The 14,545-nt window shown below is 60.9% G+C and carries 15 protein-coding genes; 10 read left to right on the top strand and 5 right to left on the bottom strand.

Going from position 1 to position 14,545, the window contains the following annotated elements; translation table 11 throughout:
• Nucleotides 1-64 precede the first annotated feature (64 nt).
• Both CXR03_RS11340 and CXR03_RS18295 read right to left on the bottom strand, forming a co-directional pair.
• Nucleotides 65-1,402, bottom strand: a complete 1,338-nt coding sequence (locus CXR03_RS11340; RefSeq protein ID WP_104103852.1) for an amidase — start codon at nt 1,400-1,402, stop codon at nt 65-67.
• A gap of 218 nt (nt 1,403-1,620) precedes the next feature.
• Nucleotides 1,621-1,785 carry a hypothetical protein gene (locus tag CXR03_RS18295; RefSeq protein WP_181034562.1) on the bottom strand — a complete coding sequence of 55 codons (165 nt, stop codon included), beginning with the start codon at nt 1,783-1,785 and terminating at the stop codon, nt 1,621-1,623.
• Between the two features lie 292 nt (nt 1,786-2,077).
• Between CXR03_RS18295 and CXR03_RS11335 the strand changes: the two genes are divergently transcribed.
• The 8 genes from CXR03_RS11335 (at nt 2,078) to CXR03_RS11295 (ending at nt 10,368) form a co-directional block, all read left to right on the top strand.
• Complete coding sequence (locus CXR03_RS11335) at nt 2,078-2,416, top strand: PadR family transcriptional regulator (RefSeq protein WP_104103851.1); 339 nt, start codon at nt 2,078-2,080, stop codon at nt 2,414-2,416.
• The gene (locus CXR03_RS11330) at nt 2,413-3,441 is read left to right on the top strand and encodes a hypothetical protein (RefSeq protein ID WP_104103850.1); all 1,029 of its coding nucleotides are present in this window, start codon (nt 2,413-2,415) and stop codon (nt 3,439-3,441) included. Before CXR03_RS11335 ends, CXR03_RS11330 begins: the two co-directional genes overlap by 4 nt.
• Nucleotides 3,442-3,547: 106 nt before the next feature.
• Nucleotides 3,548-4,528: a hypothetical protein gene (locus CXR03_RS11325; protein ID WP_104103849.1), complete on the top strand. Its 981-nt coding sequence runs from the start codon at nt 3,548-3,550 to the stop codon at nt 4,526-4,528.
• Nucleotides 4,518-5,786 carry a peptidoglycan-binding protein gene (locus CXR03_RS11320; protein ID WP_146070489.1) on the top strand — a complete coding sequence of 423 codons (1,269 nt, stop codon included), beginning with the start codon at nt 4,518-4,520 and terminating at the stop codon, nt 5,784-5,786. The genes CXR03_RS11325 and CXR03_RS11320 overlap by 11 nt, the downstream gene beginning before the upstream one ends.
• Nucleotides 5,776-6,477 carry an ABC transporter ATP-binding protein gene (locus CXR03_RS11315; protein WP_181034561.1) on the top strand — a complete coding sequence of 234 codons (702 nt, stop codon included), beginning with the start codon at nt 5,776-5,778 and terminating at the stop codon, nt 6,475-6,477. The genes CXR03_RS11320 and CXR03_RS11315 overlap by 11 nt, the downstream gene beginning before the upstream one ends.
• On the top strand, nt 6,474-7,703 hold the full coding sequence (locus CXR03_RS11310; protein ID WP_104103847.1) for an ABC transporter permease: 1,230 nt from the start codon (nt 6,474-6,476) through the stop codon (nt 7,701-7,703). The genes CXR03_RS11315 and CXR03_RS11310 overlap by 4 nt, the downstream gene beginning before the upstream one ends.
• 962 nt (nt 7,704-8,665) lie before the next feature.
• Nucleotides 8,666-9,412, top strand: coding sequence for an alpha/beta fold hydrolase (locus CXR03_RS11300; RefSeq protein WP_104104116.1), 747 nt, complete (start codon nt 8,666-8,668; stop codon nt 9,410-9,412).
• A 71-nt stretch (nt 9,413-9,483) separates the two neighbouring features.
• Nucleotides 9,484-10,368, top strand: a complete 885-nt coding sequence (locus CXR03_RS11295) for a DUF2268 domain-containing protein (RefSeq protein ID WP_104103845.1) — start codon at nt 9,484-9,486, stop codon at nt 10,366-10,368.
• A 4-nt stretch (nt 10,369-10,372) separates the two neighbouring features.
• Here CXR03_RS11295 and CXR03_RS11290 read toward each other — a convergent pair whose 3' ends face one another.
• Nucleotides 10,373-11,161 (bottom strand): MerR family transcriptional regulator, encoded by a 789-nt coding sequence (locus CXR03_RS11290; RefSeq protein WP_219816226.1) that lies wholly within the window; start codon nt 11,159-11,161, stop codon nt 10,373-10,375.
• A 234-nt stretch (nt 11,162-11,395) separates the two neighbouring features.
• On the opposite strand from CXR03_RS11290, the gene CXR03_RS11285 reads away from it, so the two are divergent.
• A complete protein-coding gene (locus tag CXR03_RS11285) occupies nt 11,396-11,755 on the top strand; it encodes an SdpI family protein (protein ID WP_104103844.1) in 360 nt (119 codons plus the stop codon).
• Between the two features lie 105 nt (nt 11,756-11,860).
• Entirely contained in the window at nt 11,861-12,382 is a 522-nt protein-coding gene (locus CXR03_RS11280; RefSeq protein WP_104103843.1) for an adenylyl-sulfate kinase, read from the top strand.
• Between the two features lie 631 nt (nt 12,383-13,013).
• On the opposite strand, the gene CXR03_RS11275 is transcribed toward CXR03_RS11280, so the two are convergent.
• Both CXR03_RS11275 and CXR03_RS11270 read right to left on the bottom strand, forming a co-directional pair.
• The gene (locus CXR03_RS11275; protein WP_104103842.1) at nt 13,014-13,676 is read right to left on the bottom strand and encodes a GNAT family N-acetyltransferase; all 663 of its coding nucleotides are present in this window, start codon (nt 13,674-13,676) and stop codon (nt 13,014-13,016) included.
• Between the two features lie 106 nt (nt 13,677-13,782).
• Nucleotides 13,783-14,499, bottom strand: coding sequence for a DUF998 domain-containing protein (locus CXR03_RS11270; RefSeq protein WP_181034560.1), 717 nt, complete (start codon nt 14,497-14,499; stop codon nt 13,783-13,785).
• Nucleotides 14,500-14,545: the final 46 nt, after the last annotated feature.

Below are 14,545 nucleotides of genomic sequence, written 5' to 3'. Positions count from 1 at the left end.
GAGCTATCCGCGTAACGAGCACCATCGCTGGTCTAACCATTCCCCCAAAATTATCCATACGTCACTATCGAATATCAATCGATTGAATGTCAATAGATGGGAGTATGTCGGGATCCAGAGCTGCTGCGATACGGCGGGCGTACGTCAGGAGTTCCCGGTCCTGGTGGGCGGCAGCGACACACTGTAGTCCGAAGCACATTCCACCCTGCGGGTTGGGTGCCGGCAAACTCACTGCCGGTAGCCCGGCGAAGCTGAACGGCGCAGACATAACCGCGTCCCCGGTTGACGACAGCCCTAGAGGCGGCAGCCCCGCGGCGCTGGGTGTCACCCAGATATCGATACCAGTCGCGCTCATCGTGTCCGCCAACCGGTCGCGGAAGGTTGCCCGCCACGAAGTGGCGGCTCGGTATTGATCCGACGTGATGCGTTGACCATCCTGAATCGCCGCAGCGGTCCGCGGCCGATACAGGGCGGAGTACTTCATCCACCATGACGCGTGGACCTGTGCCAGTTCGTAGCGCTGAAAGATGGCGAGATTACGATGAAGGGCCGCAATATCCGGAGTAAGAGACCGCTCACGGATCTCGTAACCGGCATCCCGAAGCAGATTCATATGGTGCTCGAAGGCACGCAGCCCTGGTGGGGAGGTCGATCTTAGGTAGTCACTTGTTGGGATTCCCAGCACAGGTAGCCCGGCTGGCGCTGGCCTGCTCTCTCCTGTCCAGCCGCACAGGATTCCTGCAGTCACCTGGATCGAGTCCAGGTCGGACGCGAATAATCCAACGGTGTCCAGTGACGGTGCGTTGGGGATGACACCGTCTGTGGGTATTGCTCCCCAAGTGGGGCGGAATCCAACAACTCCACAGAATGCTGCCGGTCTTATGATGGACCCCACTGTCTGTGTTCCCACCGCTATCGGTACCATCCCTGCGGCCACTGCCGCAGCAGATCCGCTACTTGAGCCACCAGGTGTCCTGGTCCGATCTCTGGGATTGAGGGTGGGGCCAGGCTCCGAAATGGCGAATTCGGCCGTTACAGTCTTGCCAACCACGATCGCACCAGCCTTCTGCAGCCGGCCGACCAGACTGGCCTGCGGCCCCGCCAAGGCTTCCGGCGGGAAACCGGACCCTGCCCGGGTCTCGAATCCATCAACCCTGATGATGTCTTTAACTCCTACCGGCGCACCTAGAAGTGCCGATGGCTCCTGAGCTGGCTCCATGAAGTTCTTGAGCTTTTCGCTGCGATCAGCTTCCGGTACGAATGCATGGATCAGACGGTCGTGCTCATTGATCAGTTTTATGGCCGCTGCCGCCGTCCTGACAGACCCAGATTCCCGTGCGTTCTCAAACAGGGATGCCGGCTGTACAAAAGCGGGCACCCCTTCCGACTCGGTTGAATACATCGACCCAGCGTAGGGCCTTCCGTTAGACAGCCGTAGGACTTCTGTCCACAATGGTTATTCCGTCCCAGTCAGGGATCCCTCAGGGCGAAACCCAAAGCGTGCGTCGCGAACCTGGAACACCAGTCGCAGCTTCGTCAGCTTGTATTGAATCCCTCGCGCGATGAAGGGTGCATCGAGAGGCGCAACCGTGGGGGTGCACGGCTTTGTATTCGAAATACCTACGTGGCAGGAGGCGTGCTCTGGTTCTTGTCGGAATCGTAAGACCGCAGCCCGTGCTTCACCCCGAGGCGGACGATCAGGTACAGGATAAAACCAACGACCGCCGGCACCACGACCCACATGATGAAGAGGACGATGAAGAAACCGAATCCATCTACACGCATAGCTACCCCACGATTCATAAGCGATTAGTCCCTCGAGCGTAATGCTACGGACCGCACGCCCGTGTGAAGCCGCAGACAACGACCGGATCCTCGGGGTCTCGTTCAGCACAACGGTGATTTGAAGGCGCCTGACGCATGAGGCGATCGCGCCGTGCGACCGGCTATTGCGGTACCTATGACGATGCTCTTCTATTTCTGCACGGCCAGAAGGTAGCAGTGCCCCAAGAGGATTAATCGAACCGTTATATCTCTTTGTGGCGAATATGCAGATTTTCTGAGTATCGTTCCTTCCATGAGTAAGCACGAAATGCGAGAACCAACCTTCCTGGTCCTCTCAGCGCTGGCCGATGGTCCCAAGCACGGTTACGCGCTCATCGCCGAAACTAAGAAGCTCTCCGGCGGCAGGGTTAAACTTCAGCCCGGAACGCTCTACGGTGTTCTGGACCGGTTACGCGATGAAGCCCTGGTGGAAGTCTCCGGAGAAGAGATTGTTGACGGGCGTGCCCGCCGTTACTACCGGATCACGGACGAAGGGGCCACGACATTAGGACGCGAAGCAGACCGGCTGGCAGCCAACGCACGGCAGGCCATGTCGAAGCTCAGGCTCCGCGCGGCAGTTGCCGGCGCATGAACACTTCCACTTCCGAATTGGAGATCACCTATCAGCGGGCCCTGTCCGCTTATCCCCGGCGTTGGCGGGAGGAACAGGGCGACGAGTTCATCGGGGTGCTACTCGACGTGGCTCGGAGCGAACATCGAAGCACTCCGACCGCCTCCGAGCTGCTGAATATTGTTGGCAGCGGTCTCATGGCCCGCGCCATGCACCTGCTCGGCCGGGTCAGCCGAACGCGCCGGAGCGTTCTGGCGTTCACCGCAACCGTTCTGACCTTCTATCTCGCTGTCACCATGATGCTGCTGGGAGAGTGGGGCCCCTGGGTTCGTCCCGGTACGCTGCGCTGGCGGCCCACCGGGCAGGGATTCACGGAACAGGCTCTTCCCCTCGGCCCGTTCACCACCGGCGCTTCACTGATATATCTGCTACTCATAGCGGCATTTATATGCACTTTGCTGCAGCGGACAGCGCTGCGCCGGTCCTTATTCCTCAGCGCGGCCGCTGGTGCTCCACTGGTCAGTCTGGCCGGCCAACTGACAGGTACCCTGGCGCCGCCGCTGCACACGATGCTGACCCTTAGCTTTCTGGCCATTGTCGCGTTGGCCGGGACTCCTGCGGCCACACGTCCAGGCCGGGTACTGCTTACTGCAGCCGCGGTGTGTTTCACCTCCGGAGGGGCAGCTTTGGCAGTTTTTCGACTCTCCGGAGAGCAAGCCCTCTTCTTCTACAACCCGTTGAGCGTCGCTGCGGTGGATGCCCACACTCTGACACTCGCCGCGACCGCATTGATGCTGGCCGTGGCCGTGCTGCTGCTGAGCACCACCAGACAGTTGCCGTGGACCACCATAGTGGTTGTGCTGTTCGCTCCCGCGATAGCGCTCCTGTGGAGCGGACCCTTGGCTGGGTATGCGCTGGTGCTGCCCCCTGGCCAGAGCGGCCTCTGGCAGTGGAACACGCCGCTGCTGATCTCCGCTTTGAGCGCCGGAGCGATTACCGCTCTGATCCTGCGACCCTTCAAGAAGAAGACGCTCCGCCCAGCCTAATCCTGCAACAGCAGCTCTCTTTTCTCCTGTACTACTTCACGGCCATGCCTGACAGGCATCTCCGGCGCTAAACGACACCCAAAGACCAGTCTCACAAAGGACCCTCATGGACCGGAAAACTCTCCTGCCCGCATCTTTCCAAGCCGTGATCCCAGATGCCGACCGGCGCACGGTATCTGTTCCCGGTGCCGGCGACCGACGCCGCCGCGGACTCTGCGCGGCTGCATTGTTCACCGCAGCGGCAGCGCTCGGCGGCTGTGCGGCGGATACAGCTGCGGTCCCTGCCGAAGCCGGTACCGATGCCTATGACATTTACCTCGCGGAGGAGGTGGACACCATCGAATTTGGGCAGGACGTCCTGCGTTTCCACTGCCTTGTGGACAACGGGTACACGGAGTTCAAGGCCTTTGTACCGGAAAGCCCGAACCAGCGCGCCCGCCAGGACGTAGATCAGATCACCACGAAGGGATCCTTCTTCGCCAGTGAACAGGACGCCAAGAGCCGGGGCCTGCGTGAGGAACCGGCCGGACCGGCGCCAGCCAAGGTCTATACCCATGACAGTTCCTTCGGCACCATCAGCGACGCGTGTGATGCCACCGCGTGGGATGCTCTAGGCTCGGATGCCCGGCAGATTCATGTGGAGTACCGGCAGCTCGGCAACGCATTCGGGGCACTGGGCATGAGCCTCTCAGAAGACCTGGTCCGGTTGCAGCACACCGTGGCCCAGTGCCTCGTCGATGCCGGCGAGCCGGTCACAGCGGCGCAGGACCAGCTCTTCGGTATTCGGCCGGACATCGAACTTGGCCAGCCGGTGGTGTACCCGGAGCGAATCGGCCCCAAACAGACCCAGGGCGTGGAGATCATTCCGGCTGACGCCGAGATAGCCTACGTTCCGACACCGGCCGAGTCGGATTTGGCCGTGAAGTACTACGAGTGCTCACAGCAGACAGGTGCCCGCGAGGAATTTGAGCATCTGCTGAGCGAAGCAAAGACAGAAATTGTTGCCGAACACGAAGCAGAGTTGAGCGAGCTCAATCCGAAAATCCAGGAGTTGGCGCGGAAGGCAGCTGATCTCAGTGGCCGCTGAACCCGGAACAGCCCGGCCCCACCGAAAGTATCGTCGAGGCACCGTCGCTCTCGCGCTGTGTGTGGTCACACTGATCCTGGGAGCGGCAGGCGGAACCTTCCTCATCGCACCACAGCTCAAAACCGCCGAACAGGCGGCCGCCGATGCCCTGCCCCCGGCCGCACGGCCGGTCACCGCGTCAGTGGAACAGCGGGTACTTACCGAGCAGACCGTGCTGCGAGGCATCATCAGTGCCGGGGACAGCACCTCCGTCGTGCCCTCCGCCGCACTGGCGGCAACTTCTCCGGTAGTCACAGCTGTCCCTGTTTCCGCCGGCAGCAGCATCACCCCGGGGACAACGGTGTTGGAAGCCAACGGCGAACCGGTGTTTGCCATGGACTGGAATTTCGCTCCCTACCGTGACATTACCGGCGGCAGCCGGGGTCCGGACGTCGTTCAGCTACAGGACACCTTGGCCGAGCTCGGTTACGCCACCTCGTTGAACGGGGTGCTGGATCCCCTCACCCAGAGCGGTCTGAGCATGTTTTATGCCGACCGCGGCTACACCGCGCCCGTTGGCGGAACCGACAACACCCGCGCGGGGCCCGGAGCGAAGATATCGGGCACCGTAGTGCCGGATACCGTCGCAGATCCGGAGACCTCGGAACCATCCTCTGGCGGAGCTTCCCTCCCGGCTGCCAGCGTTGTCCTGATTCCGTCCGGGCTGCACACCGTGACACAGGTACTGCCCGGCGTCGGGTCATATCTCACCGAACCCGCGCAGCCGCTGTTGCGCCTGAACGCCGGCGCGAACGTCGCCGTCGCCGTCCTGGACGCCGGAACTGCGGCAACCTATGCCGCCGGCGACGAGGCAGTGTTGACAGACTCACGGGACGACACCGAGCATCCCCTTGAAATTTCCTCAGTCGGCACTGAACCGACGGAAGTGCCAGGCGTTGGCAACGGAATCAAGGTGGTCTTCAGCTTCCGCGGCACCGCCCCGGCCCCAACTCCCGAGGGAAGCACCCTGCTGATCCGCGTGACTCTGGAAGGGGATCCAGAACCGGTCGCGGCAGTTCCAGTAACCGCTCTTTACGCCCGCAGCGACGGAACCTCATTTGTCACCGTGGCGGGAGACCCGCAGACCGGTACGGATTCCCTGGACGTGACAGTGACTCCCGGCCGCGATATCGGGGGCTGGGTCGCAATTGATGCCCAAAACGCTGAATCCCTGCCTGTGGGCAGCATCATCGTGGTGGGTATGACCCATGAGCAGTGACCTGTTTGCTGAGCAACCGGTGCTGGAAATCCGGGACGCCTCAAAGACCTTTGGGAACGGCCCCGCCGCGGTCACCGCACTCCGTGCCGCCAGCTTCACTGTCTACCGCGGCGACTATCTGGCCCTCGTGGGACCGTCCGGCTCGGGAAAATCCACGTTGCTGAACCTGCTGGGATTGCTGGATTCCCCCAGTACCGGTTCCTACCGGGTAGAAGGGATCGAAACCACGACGGCGGCCAACCCCGACATTCTTTCCCTGCGCGGGCACAAATTCGGTTTCGTCTTCCAATCCTTCCATCTGCTGGACGGCCGCAGCGCCTTGGAGAACGTGGAGCTGGGCATGTTCTTCACCGGGCACAGCCGGGCCGAGCGGCGGAACCTCGCGGCGCAGGCACTGCACCGCTTCGGACTTGACCGGCGCATGCATGCAGATCCCCGGGAACTCTCCGGCGGGGAACGCCAACGGGTGGCCATCGCCCGTGCCGTCGCCAAGCAGCCCAGCGTGCTGTTTTGCGACGAACCGACCGGCAACCTGGACAGTCGTAACACCGGGGTGATCTGCGATCTGCTCGAGGAACTTAACGCCTCCGGCCTGACCATCCTGACGGTCACCCATGACGATTTTCTGGCTCGGCAGGCACGACGGCGGCTGGACGTGCATGACGGTGTTGTCAGCGAGCTGGACCTATGACCGGATCCAGAAACAAGGCTTTGCCGGCAACCCGGCTCCGCACCGCCGACCTGCTCACTGAGGCCTGGCGGTCCATTGCACGAACGCCTTGGCGGTCCATGCTCACCGCAGTGGGCACCTTGCTCAGTGCGGCGGCGTTCGTCGCAACACTGGGCATCTCCGGAACTATCAATCAGCAGGTGTCGGTCACTTTTGACCTCCGCCGTGCCACCACCGTGACGGTGGAAGCCGGGGACGGCCAGCGCGCTGGCCTCGTGACTGACTCCTTCCTACCGGAATGGGCCGAACCGCAACGGCTGGACCATGCCAGAATGCTCAGCGGCGTTACCGCGGCGGGTGTGCGCATAGGCGTTGACGGACACACCATTGCCCGCGGACCCAACGCTTTCGACACGGCTGAGCCCGTTCCGCTTATCGCCCTGGATGACGGCGCACTGGCGGCCATGGATCCGCGCGTCGTCCTGGGACGTAGTTTCGATGCAGGCCATCAGCAGCGCGGTGACCACGTCATTATGCTGGCGGCCGGCACAGCCGAGAAGCTTCGGGTGGCCCGTACCGGCGTCGCTGTCTACGTGGGCGGGCGGGCGTACACCGTGACGGGGATTTATGATGACGTGGCTCGCGGCCCGGACGCTTTGGCGGCAGCTCTGGTCCCTCTGTCCTTGGCACCGGAACTCGCAGTCGAGGGAGCGCAGCAGCCTCAGGCAGTGGTCGCGACCCTTCCGGGAGCGGCCGCCCAGGTGGGGGCGCAGATTGCTTTGGCTCTGCAGCCAAATGCACCGGAAACATTGGCGGTTGTAGCACCGCCGGATCCAAAAACCCTGCGCCAGGAGGTTGAGGGCGGGGTCACCCAGCTGAGCCTGCTGGTGAGCGTCATTGCTTTGGTGGTCGGAGCGGTGTCCATTGGAAATGCGGCAATGGCTGGTATTGCCCAGCGGACTGGGGAGATTGGGCTCCGGCAGGCACTCGGCGCACGGCGCAGGGACATATTCGCTCAACTCCTTGGTGAGACAACCGCTCTTGGCCTGCTGGGCGGGGCTGCCGGGGCTGGGGTCGGCATCCTCGTCACCGTTGCCGTGAGTTTGTCCAACCGGTGGCAGCCGATCCTGGACCTGCGACTGGCTGTGGCTGCCGTAGCAGCCGGGGCTGTAGCGGGGGCCTTGGCAGGGTTCTGGCCTGCTCTCACCGCAACACGCATTCCGCCCGCCCAGGCTCTGAACCGGTAACCCCTGAACGTCCAAGACGTGGGAGGTCGGCACTGTATACCTCCCTGCGGGAGGTATCGCGGTGAAGGATCCGCAGGTGGAACGCTGACTGAGGCAGTGAGTCACCTCAAACCGAGGCAGTCTGCAATTAGGCGTGGGCCATGAGGGTGGACTGCGTTGAAAGCGCCGCTCGCGTACGGTTGACGGATGCGAAGCAAACACGGAATGTTCAGCTGGAAAATGACACGCTTCCTCTTCTCCATCGGTAGTTTCGTTGCCATGGCTGGAATTCTCCGAATCGCGACGGCGGCCTCGTGGGGGTACATCTGGTTTGTACTGCTCGGGCTTGCTTTCGTAGCACTGTCCACCCGTGGTCCATGGGATAGCGAAGCAAGCGGCCGCAATCGGTCAGTTTTGGGTTTCCGAGTTCGTCAATAGCAAGTCCGTAGCGACATGCTAACTACAAACCACGGGGTTAGCATCAATAGCCCGCAGGGGAGCCCTCACAGCAACGTCCATGGGAAGCGTGTCTGTGCAACTCTGCACGCCATGGAAATCCCGTACTTGTGTCTGCTACGCCTCTTACTCCAACGCCCTTGACGCCGCTGAAGTGGTGGCACGTGGTGACTAATTCGCAGCGGATCGCCTCCGGCGCGCCCCGATTATCAACAGGATGACCCCGGTTGCCGCTAGGAGAACATTCGCAACAAGATAGACGCCGCCGTCGCCTGCCCGCGCCATCGCAGACCAGCTCGATAAGACGCCAACAGTCGCCAACAGTAAAAGGATCGTCCCCATAGCTTTCATCCGGCGCCTCCCTTCATCGTGGACTATATATCGACCCGACCCTACCCTTCACAGTGCTTGGTTGAGGATCCGCTCGCGGGCCACTAGGCGTTCGTGGTAAGGATTCGAGACCGGACACCCCGTCCTTAGCGCCATTGGGCAGCGAGGCGGTCGAAAGGCTCTGGGATGATGGCCTGATGTACATAGACGTGGGCGATGGCGACGAACCGGTGCTGATGCTCCACGGAGCCGGTGTCAGCGGGTGGATGTGGTCACCCATGCGTGCGCTGCTGAACTCTGCAGTGAAAGCGATCGTTCCCGACCTCCCCGGATTTGGCCGCAGTGCTTCCTATCCGTACGTTTCGCACAAGGCCACCGTCGAGGAACTACGCGCAGTCATAGAAGGTTACGCCCCGCAGGGAGCGCACATCGTCGGGTTCTCACTAGGAGCACAACTGACGATCTTGCTCGCGTCGGAGGTGCCCCACCTCGTACGGAGCGCAACGGTAATCAGCGCAGAAACCAAACGCGCCCCGCTTCCCGGTCCCACGCTCGGTCTGCTGGCACTGGCTGCACCACTCTCCCGTCAGCGGTGGTTCGCCGAAGCTCAAGCCCGCCAACTCGGTATCCCGAAGGACCTTTGGGCTGACTACCTGCAAGGCAGCGCGACGACCTCTCGCGAAACCCTCCTGGCCAGCGTCGGCGAGAACATTCGATTCACACTTCCCGCAACATGGAGCGACTACCCGGGCTCCGCCAGCGTCCTCGTCGGCTCACGGGAGAGGAAACTGATGCACGACTCTGCCAGTCTTACCTCGTCAGCTTTGCCCGGGAGCACCCTGCTCACAGTGAAGGGGGCTGCGCACGACATCCCGCTCTCAGACCCACGTGTCGTCGCGTCGGAACTCGATCGCCAGATGAGCGACTGGCGGACGCGCCCGTAAGCCCATCGGTATACGGGCCCGGGGACAGGGAAGTTGACCCTGACGCAGCGTCAGGCTTTACGTTCGGTCTCATGACTATTACTACCTTGAATACAAAAGCTGGGATGGGAGCCGTACTACGAGCTTCCGAAACAGATCGCAGTGACGTGCTGCGCGGTGTGCTGGCTCCTATGGAGGGAATGTTCCGGCATTTTCCCGGCAAGGTCGACCTGCTGACGATGCACAAAATGAGTTTCGGATTTCCCCCTAACCAGCCTGGAGCCGAAATCCATCAGGCGCTCGAGCTGCTTCGCAAGAATGACGTGTGGGTCCGAGTTGAAAGGGCAATGGCCGATGCGCTGGACCAGCAACTCGCCGCGACCCCGGGCATCCACGTCCCAGACATTACCGTCCTCATTATTCTGGGAAACCCGCACGATGAGTACTTCATGGGCCCGCTCCGCGGGTTCAGCGGAAACGGCAGTTCAACCGGATACATCTCACTGACCCTGTGGCCGACTCAGGAGAATCTCAACAGGATTGAAGCGGCAGCGGTCCACGAGCTGAACCACAACCTCCGCTACGCGCCTGGAGGGGTTGTCTGGGATCCCGCCCAGGTCAAGGTCGGTGAGCAAATCATTTCCGAAGGCTTGGCCGATGCCTTCGCACGGCAGTCTTACGGCCATGCCGGGTACACACCCATCGGAATCCCGCACCTCCACGATGACAGAGTCTTCGAGAAAGTCGCTACCGGCCTGCAGGTTCAGGGAATGCAGAATTTCACTGCCTGGGTGCACGGCGACGAATCCGCCCAGCGGTTCGGCGGGGAACCTGTTGGATTGCCAACAGGGGCCGGATACGCGGCAGGAAACCGCTTGGTCGACGCGTACCTGGAAACCACCGGGTTAACAGCCGCTCAAGCGCTGCATGTTCCGAGCCAAGAAATCATCAAAGTCGCTCTTGGCGCAGTTCGCTGATCCGCTACTCCCAGGCAGCAGTGTCCGGATCTATCCCTACAGAGCGCACATTGGCGTCAATGACCTGCTTCAACCAAACCGCTAAACCAGGCTCGACCTGCTCGTAAAACTCCCGAAATCCGGCTTCGGCTACGTACCGTCTCGCAATGACGACATGCATCGAGTGGGTGCAGTGGAAGTACTCGCTCATCACTTCACGGTGTTCTTCCGCCAGAGCGTTCGCCCGCTCATCGCCGGGGAGAACGCTGCCATGTTTCGCTTCGGCCAAGCGTTCCGTAACGGACTGCATGGCTGAAGAAACGAGGTGCCAGTCCTCGGTGGTCCGGCTGGCGGAACGTTCCGTGTACTCGCCCCACTGCGGAGAGTCCGCCCACCGCTCACGCGCAGCAACAACCAAGGATTTGTCCCAACCCTCCCCGAAAGCCTGTACCTCCTCAGCCGCCGACAACAAAACTCCCTGCTCATCAGCTGCCAGCAGACGCTGAACTTGCCGGTCAACCTCCTGGAGGTGAAGGATCTTTGCCGCGAGCTCTGCCCGACGGCCTTCCAACTCCTTCCTACGTGCGGTGGCCCCGGCCTCCAATAGTCCCGGGATTCTCTGCAATGGCACGCCGAGATCACGAAAAAGAAGCACCCGCCGCAGACGGGCGACATCAGCTGGCGAATACACCCGATACCCTGCCGCGCTGCGACAGGAGGGAGCAGCTACCCCAGACTGGTGCCAATGATGCAACGTCCGCACACTCACGCCGAGTAAACGCGCGACTGCCCCCACACCACTAAAATCATTCACTTGCACAGCATTACAGTCAGAAACCCTGAACCGCACATCCTGTGCGCTGAGGGACCGGCTTACGGGCGGAGGTCGTGACATCCTGAGGGGCATGCCCCTCCTGTGAATCCAAAGGAGAAACTGGCGATACACGCTGAGCTACTGCGAGTCGGCGTTCAGCCCTTTCCCCAAAGGTATGTTGGGGAACGCACTCTCCGTTTTCGCTCAATCTTTGAGAACACATAGGCTGAAGACATGGGGATCTTCATTGGTATTTTCTTGATCGCGATGGGAGCCACCCTTTCGTGGGCGGCAGAAGCAACGGCAACCGGACGCGTTGGAATGAACTCTTCGATCGGAATCCGCGTTGGCTATGTGACTCACTCGCCGGAAGCATGGCTTGAAGGACACCGAGCAGCTCGTACGTTGATCCATTGCAACGCAGCAGTCCTCGTAGTAGCAGGCGTAGTTGCGCTTTTTCCGGCTTTCGCCGACATCGCTTCGTGGATAGCTATTGCCGCCAGTTTGATCTGCCTTGGTCTGATGCTGCCAACAGTTAAGCGGGCGAATCAGGCCGCCGAACGGGTCGCATTGTCCACCGGACACGATAGCTAACACTGCTAAACACGTTTCTAACATTGATCGCTCACCGTCCCGTTGCAGGATCCTAGATCGGACGGTCCTTGCATTTGCGAGGCATCGGATAGAACAGTTGGGCAAATGCGCTCCCACGTCCTTTTCATCAGCGGCCGTTCCGGCGTCGGCAAGTCCACCGCTGCATTGGCGCTGCACGAACAACTCATTGGAAACGACGTCCAGCACGCCGTCATCGAGGGCGATTACCTCGACCTAGCCCATCCCGCACCACACGTGGCATTTCCCGCTGACGATCTCGCAGAGCAGAATCTGGCCGCGATGTGGACCGCCTACCGATCACTGGGTTACCGCCGACTCATCTACACCAATACGGCGGCCATCCTCACACTGTCCAGCTTGGTGGCAGCTCTGGGCGATGATCCACTCGTCACGGCGGTTCTGCTGCGCAGCAGCGACGAATGCGCTCGTCCACGGTTGGAGCGCCGAAATCACGGAGCAATCGACCCCGCTCTGCTCGGTCATAGTGCCTTTATGGCGAACCTGCTCGATAGGGAAGCTCCGGCCTCCGTGCACCGGATCGATACCGACCAGCTCCAACCGTCAGAGGTGGCGGCCCAGGTGCTTGCTCTCACTAATTGGGCGTAACTCCGTCTCTCGCCACGACGCTCTGGGGATCCCTCATCAGGACGCTGCCGACCCATGATGAGCACGTTGACGAGTTGCCAAATTCACTATCGAGCCCACGCACCAGAGCGCTGCGCAGCCGACTGACCGTGTGTGCCGATGCCGCGGTGCCGACATCTTGAAACGACCCCATCCCGCCATGGTCCAAGGTGAGAGCATTTTCGCGTTGCCTCAAGCAAAATGCCTCGGTCTGCGATATCGATGAATTGTTCGTCGAGCCAGTCGGCAACTTCTATTCGTTGCTTGTCCTGCTCTGCCCGGGCCGCAGCACGTAGCTCCTCTGCTGCGGCGATTATCTCGTCTCGGATGGCTTCCACGCTGTACTGCTGTCTACGGCCCATTCACAAATCCTATGTAGGAAAACTCTGGTCCGCCGCGTGTACTCGCTCGGCCGGGATTTGGATGACCAACATGGTTCCAATGAACTCATTGACCGCGCCAACGCATAGAAGGATTATGCCGAGCCGCCGGGGTGCCATCACGCCAGCATATTCGACGGCACAATCGAGTGCCCGTAAGCCGACAGGCTCACGGGCACTTGAGGTCGCCTTGTGAGTGTGGGTGGTTTCTCAAAAAAGACCAGCGGCCGAACCTAGCCGTCGCTAAGGAGAATCCCAAGATAGTCTGCGGAACGTACGTGTCCTCTCACGTCGAGGTTCCAGGCGGGCCGTATAAACCTTTCCGAGCTAAGGCGCAGGTACTGAACCTCTGTTACTTCCGTAGGTTTCCACGATTCCCTGAAAATCCCATTGGGCTCGTAACCCAAAGATTTTGACACACCTAGAGAAGCCGAGTTCCAGACTGCTGCCTCGGAGACAGCGGTGTTCGCCTTTAACCAATCAAATGAGTAGAGGATGACTGCTGTTCGCATCTCCTTGCCGAGGCCTTGGCCCTGAGCATCTTGGCGGAGCCAGGAGCCCGTTGACACCGTCTTGAGAGTGCCAAACCCTTCGGCACTCAAGTCCTGACACCCGACAAAGTCGTTGCCTCTCCAGACTCCGAAGTGGAGTGCCCACTTCTCCGGTGTCGATTCTGCACGTGCCCGCCAAATCCGTCGTGCAGTGTTTGCGGAAAGATCTTCAGGGCGTGCCTCCGTCCACGGATGGGAAAAAGGCATCTGCCCTGGGGGATGTATGCCAGCCTCCGCGGCTTCCACGGCAGCGGGCAAGTCCGCATCTTGGATCGGTCGCAGAACCAAACGTGGAGTGGAGAGAACTAATCCGAAGGGTGGCCACAAGGTGGCTAGGCTGGTCACCCCTAATCCTAACCAGACGTTGTGACGTTGATCCGGCTCGAAATCCGTAACCTCCTAAGTGCACGGCCCGTTGAGGGATCGTCAGTGGGGATGATTTATCACCGTCCTATGCAGCCAGGGACGTCGTCGGCCCGGAACCAAGAATCGCTTCTTGGTTTGAGCTGGTGCTCCGGTGTCCGAGTGTCGTCATGAGTAGGATCACGCCCAGCACGGCGCCCCATATGGTGAGGGTATCGAAGGCGAGGCGCTCGGTAATGCCGAGGCCCAGTGAAATCGATGGCCCACCGCTGATCGCATCGATGAAGAGGACAAAGCCGGCTATCGAGAGTGTGAGACTCGCCAAGGTCAGGGCTGACGTCCATCGTGCTGCCGTGCTGCCTTTGAGTGCGAAGACGAGGATGGCCATCCCGATCCACTGCATCAAAGCCTGGGCAAGGGCCACGGCGTCATGAGCCTCCGGGTAAACATCCCAGGCTAGGAAACCGACCAGCATCACAAGCACACCTCCCGCTGCGACGAATGACATAGCGGTTTTCCCCGTCCGCTGCCGAGGCCAGGCTGACCATAGAAGGATGGCTCCGACAGCCATGAATGCTCCGTTGGCAACCGTCGAACCGTTGGCCAGCAGATGGCCGGGGGAGCAGATGTAACGCTCAACGCGCGTGCCGGCGTCGAACGTCCTGCAAGCGGTCACGCCGAGATCGCTAATGAAATTTGAAGACCAGGAGTACGGGTTCGGCCACTGCGCCGCCGCAATTACCTGAGCCGGAAAGGTCAGCAGGCACAGAGTCCACAGTACGGCGCCCCAACGAAGTCGTGTCATGCCCCCGAGCATACAATACGAACGTATGGTTTGGTTCGGAGTAATC

The sequence above is a fragment of the Arthrobacter sp. 08Y14 genome, from assembly GCF_002929455.1.
GTDB classification, from domain to species: domain Bacteria; phylum Actinomycetota; class Actinomycetes; order Actinomycetales; family Micrococcaceae; genus Arthrobacter_B; species Arthrobacter_B sunyaminii.
This window is presented reverse-complemented; position numbering and strand designations above follow the sequence as displayed.

Excerpts from the sequence above, each read along its gene's own strand:
- CXR03_RS11315 (WP_181034561.1), top strand. The coding sequence starts at position 5,776 with ATGAGCAGTGACCTGTTTGCTGAGCAACCGGTGCTGGAAATCCGGGAC.
- CXR03_RS11285 (WP_104103844.1), top strand. The coding sequence starts at position 11,396 with ATGGGGATCTTCATTGGTATTTTCTTGATCGCGATGGGAGCCACCCTT.
- CXR03_RS11330 (WP_104103850.1), top strand. The coding sequence starts at position 2,413 with ATGAACACTTCCACTTCCGAATTGGAGATCACCTATCAGCGGGCCCTG.
- CXR03_RS11310 (WP_104103847.1), top strand. The coding sequence starts at position 6,474 with ATGACCGGATCCAGAAACAAGGCTTTGCCGGCAACCCGGCTCCGCACC.
- CXR03_RS11300 (WP_104104116.1), top strand. The coding sequence starts at position 8,666 with ATGTACATAGACGTGGGCGATGGCGACGAACCGGTGCTGATGCTCCAC.
- CXR03_RS11280 (WP_104103843.1), top strand. The coding sequence starts at position 11,861 with ATGCGCTCCCACGTCCTTTTCATCAGCGGCCGTTCCGGCGTCGGCAAG.
- CXR03_RS18295 (WP_181034562.1), bottom strand. The coding sequence starts at position 1,785 with ATGCGTGTAGATGGATTCGGTTTCTTCATCGTCCTCTTCATCATGTGG.
- CXR03_RS11340 (WP_104103852.1), bottom strand. The coding sequence starts at position 1,402 with ATGTATTCAACCGAGTCGGAAGGGGTGCCCGCTTTTGTACAGCCGGCA.
- CXR03_RS11325 (WP_104103849.1), top strand. The coding sequence starts at position 3,548 with ATGGACCGGAAAACTCTCCTGCCCGCATCTTTCCAAGCCGTGATCCCA.
- CXR03_RS11295 (WP_104103845.1), top strand. The coding sequence starts at position 9,484 with ATGACTATTACTACCTTGAATACAAAAGCTGGGATGGGAGCCGTACTA.
- CXR03_RS11335 (WP_104103851.1), top strand. The coding sequence starts at position 2,078 with ATGAGTAAGCACGAAATGCGAGAACCAACCTTCCTGGTCCTCTCAGCG.
- CXR03_RS11270 (WP_181034560.1), bottom strand. The coding sequence starts at position 14,499 with ATGACACGACTTCGTTGGGGCGCCGTACTGTGGACTCTGTGCCTGCTG.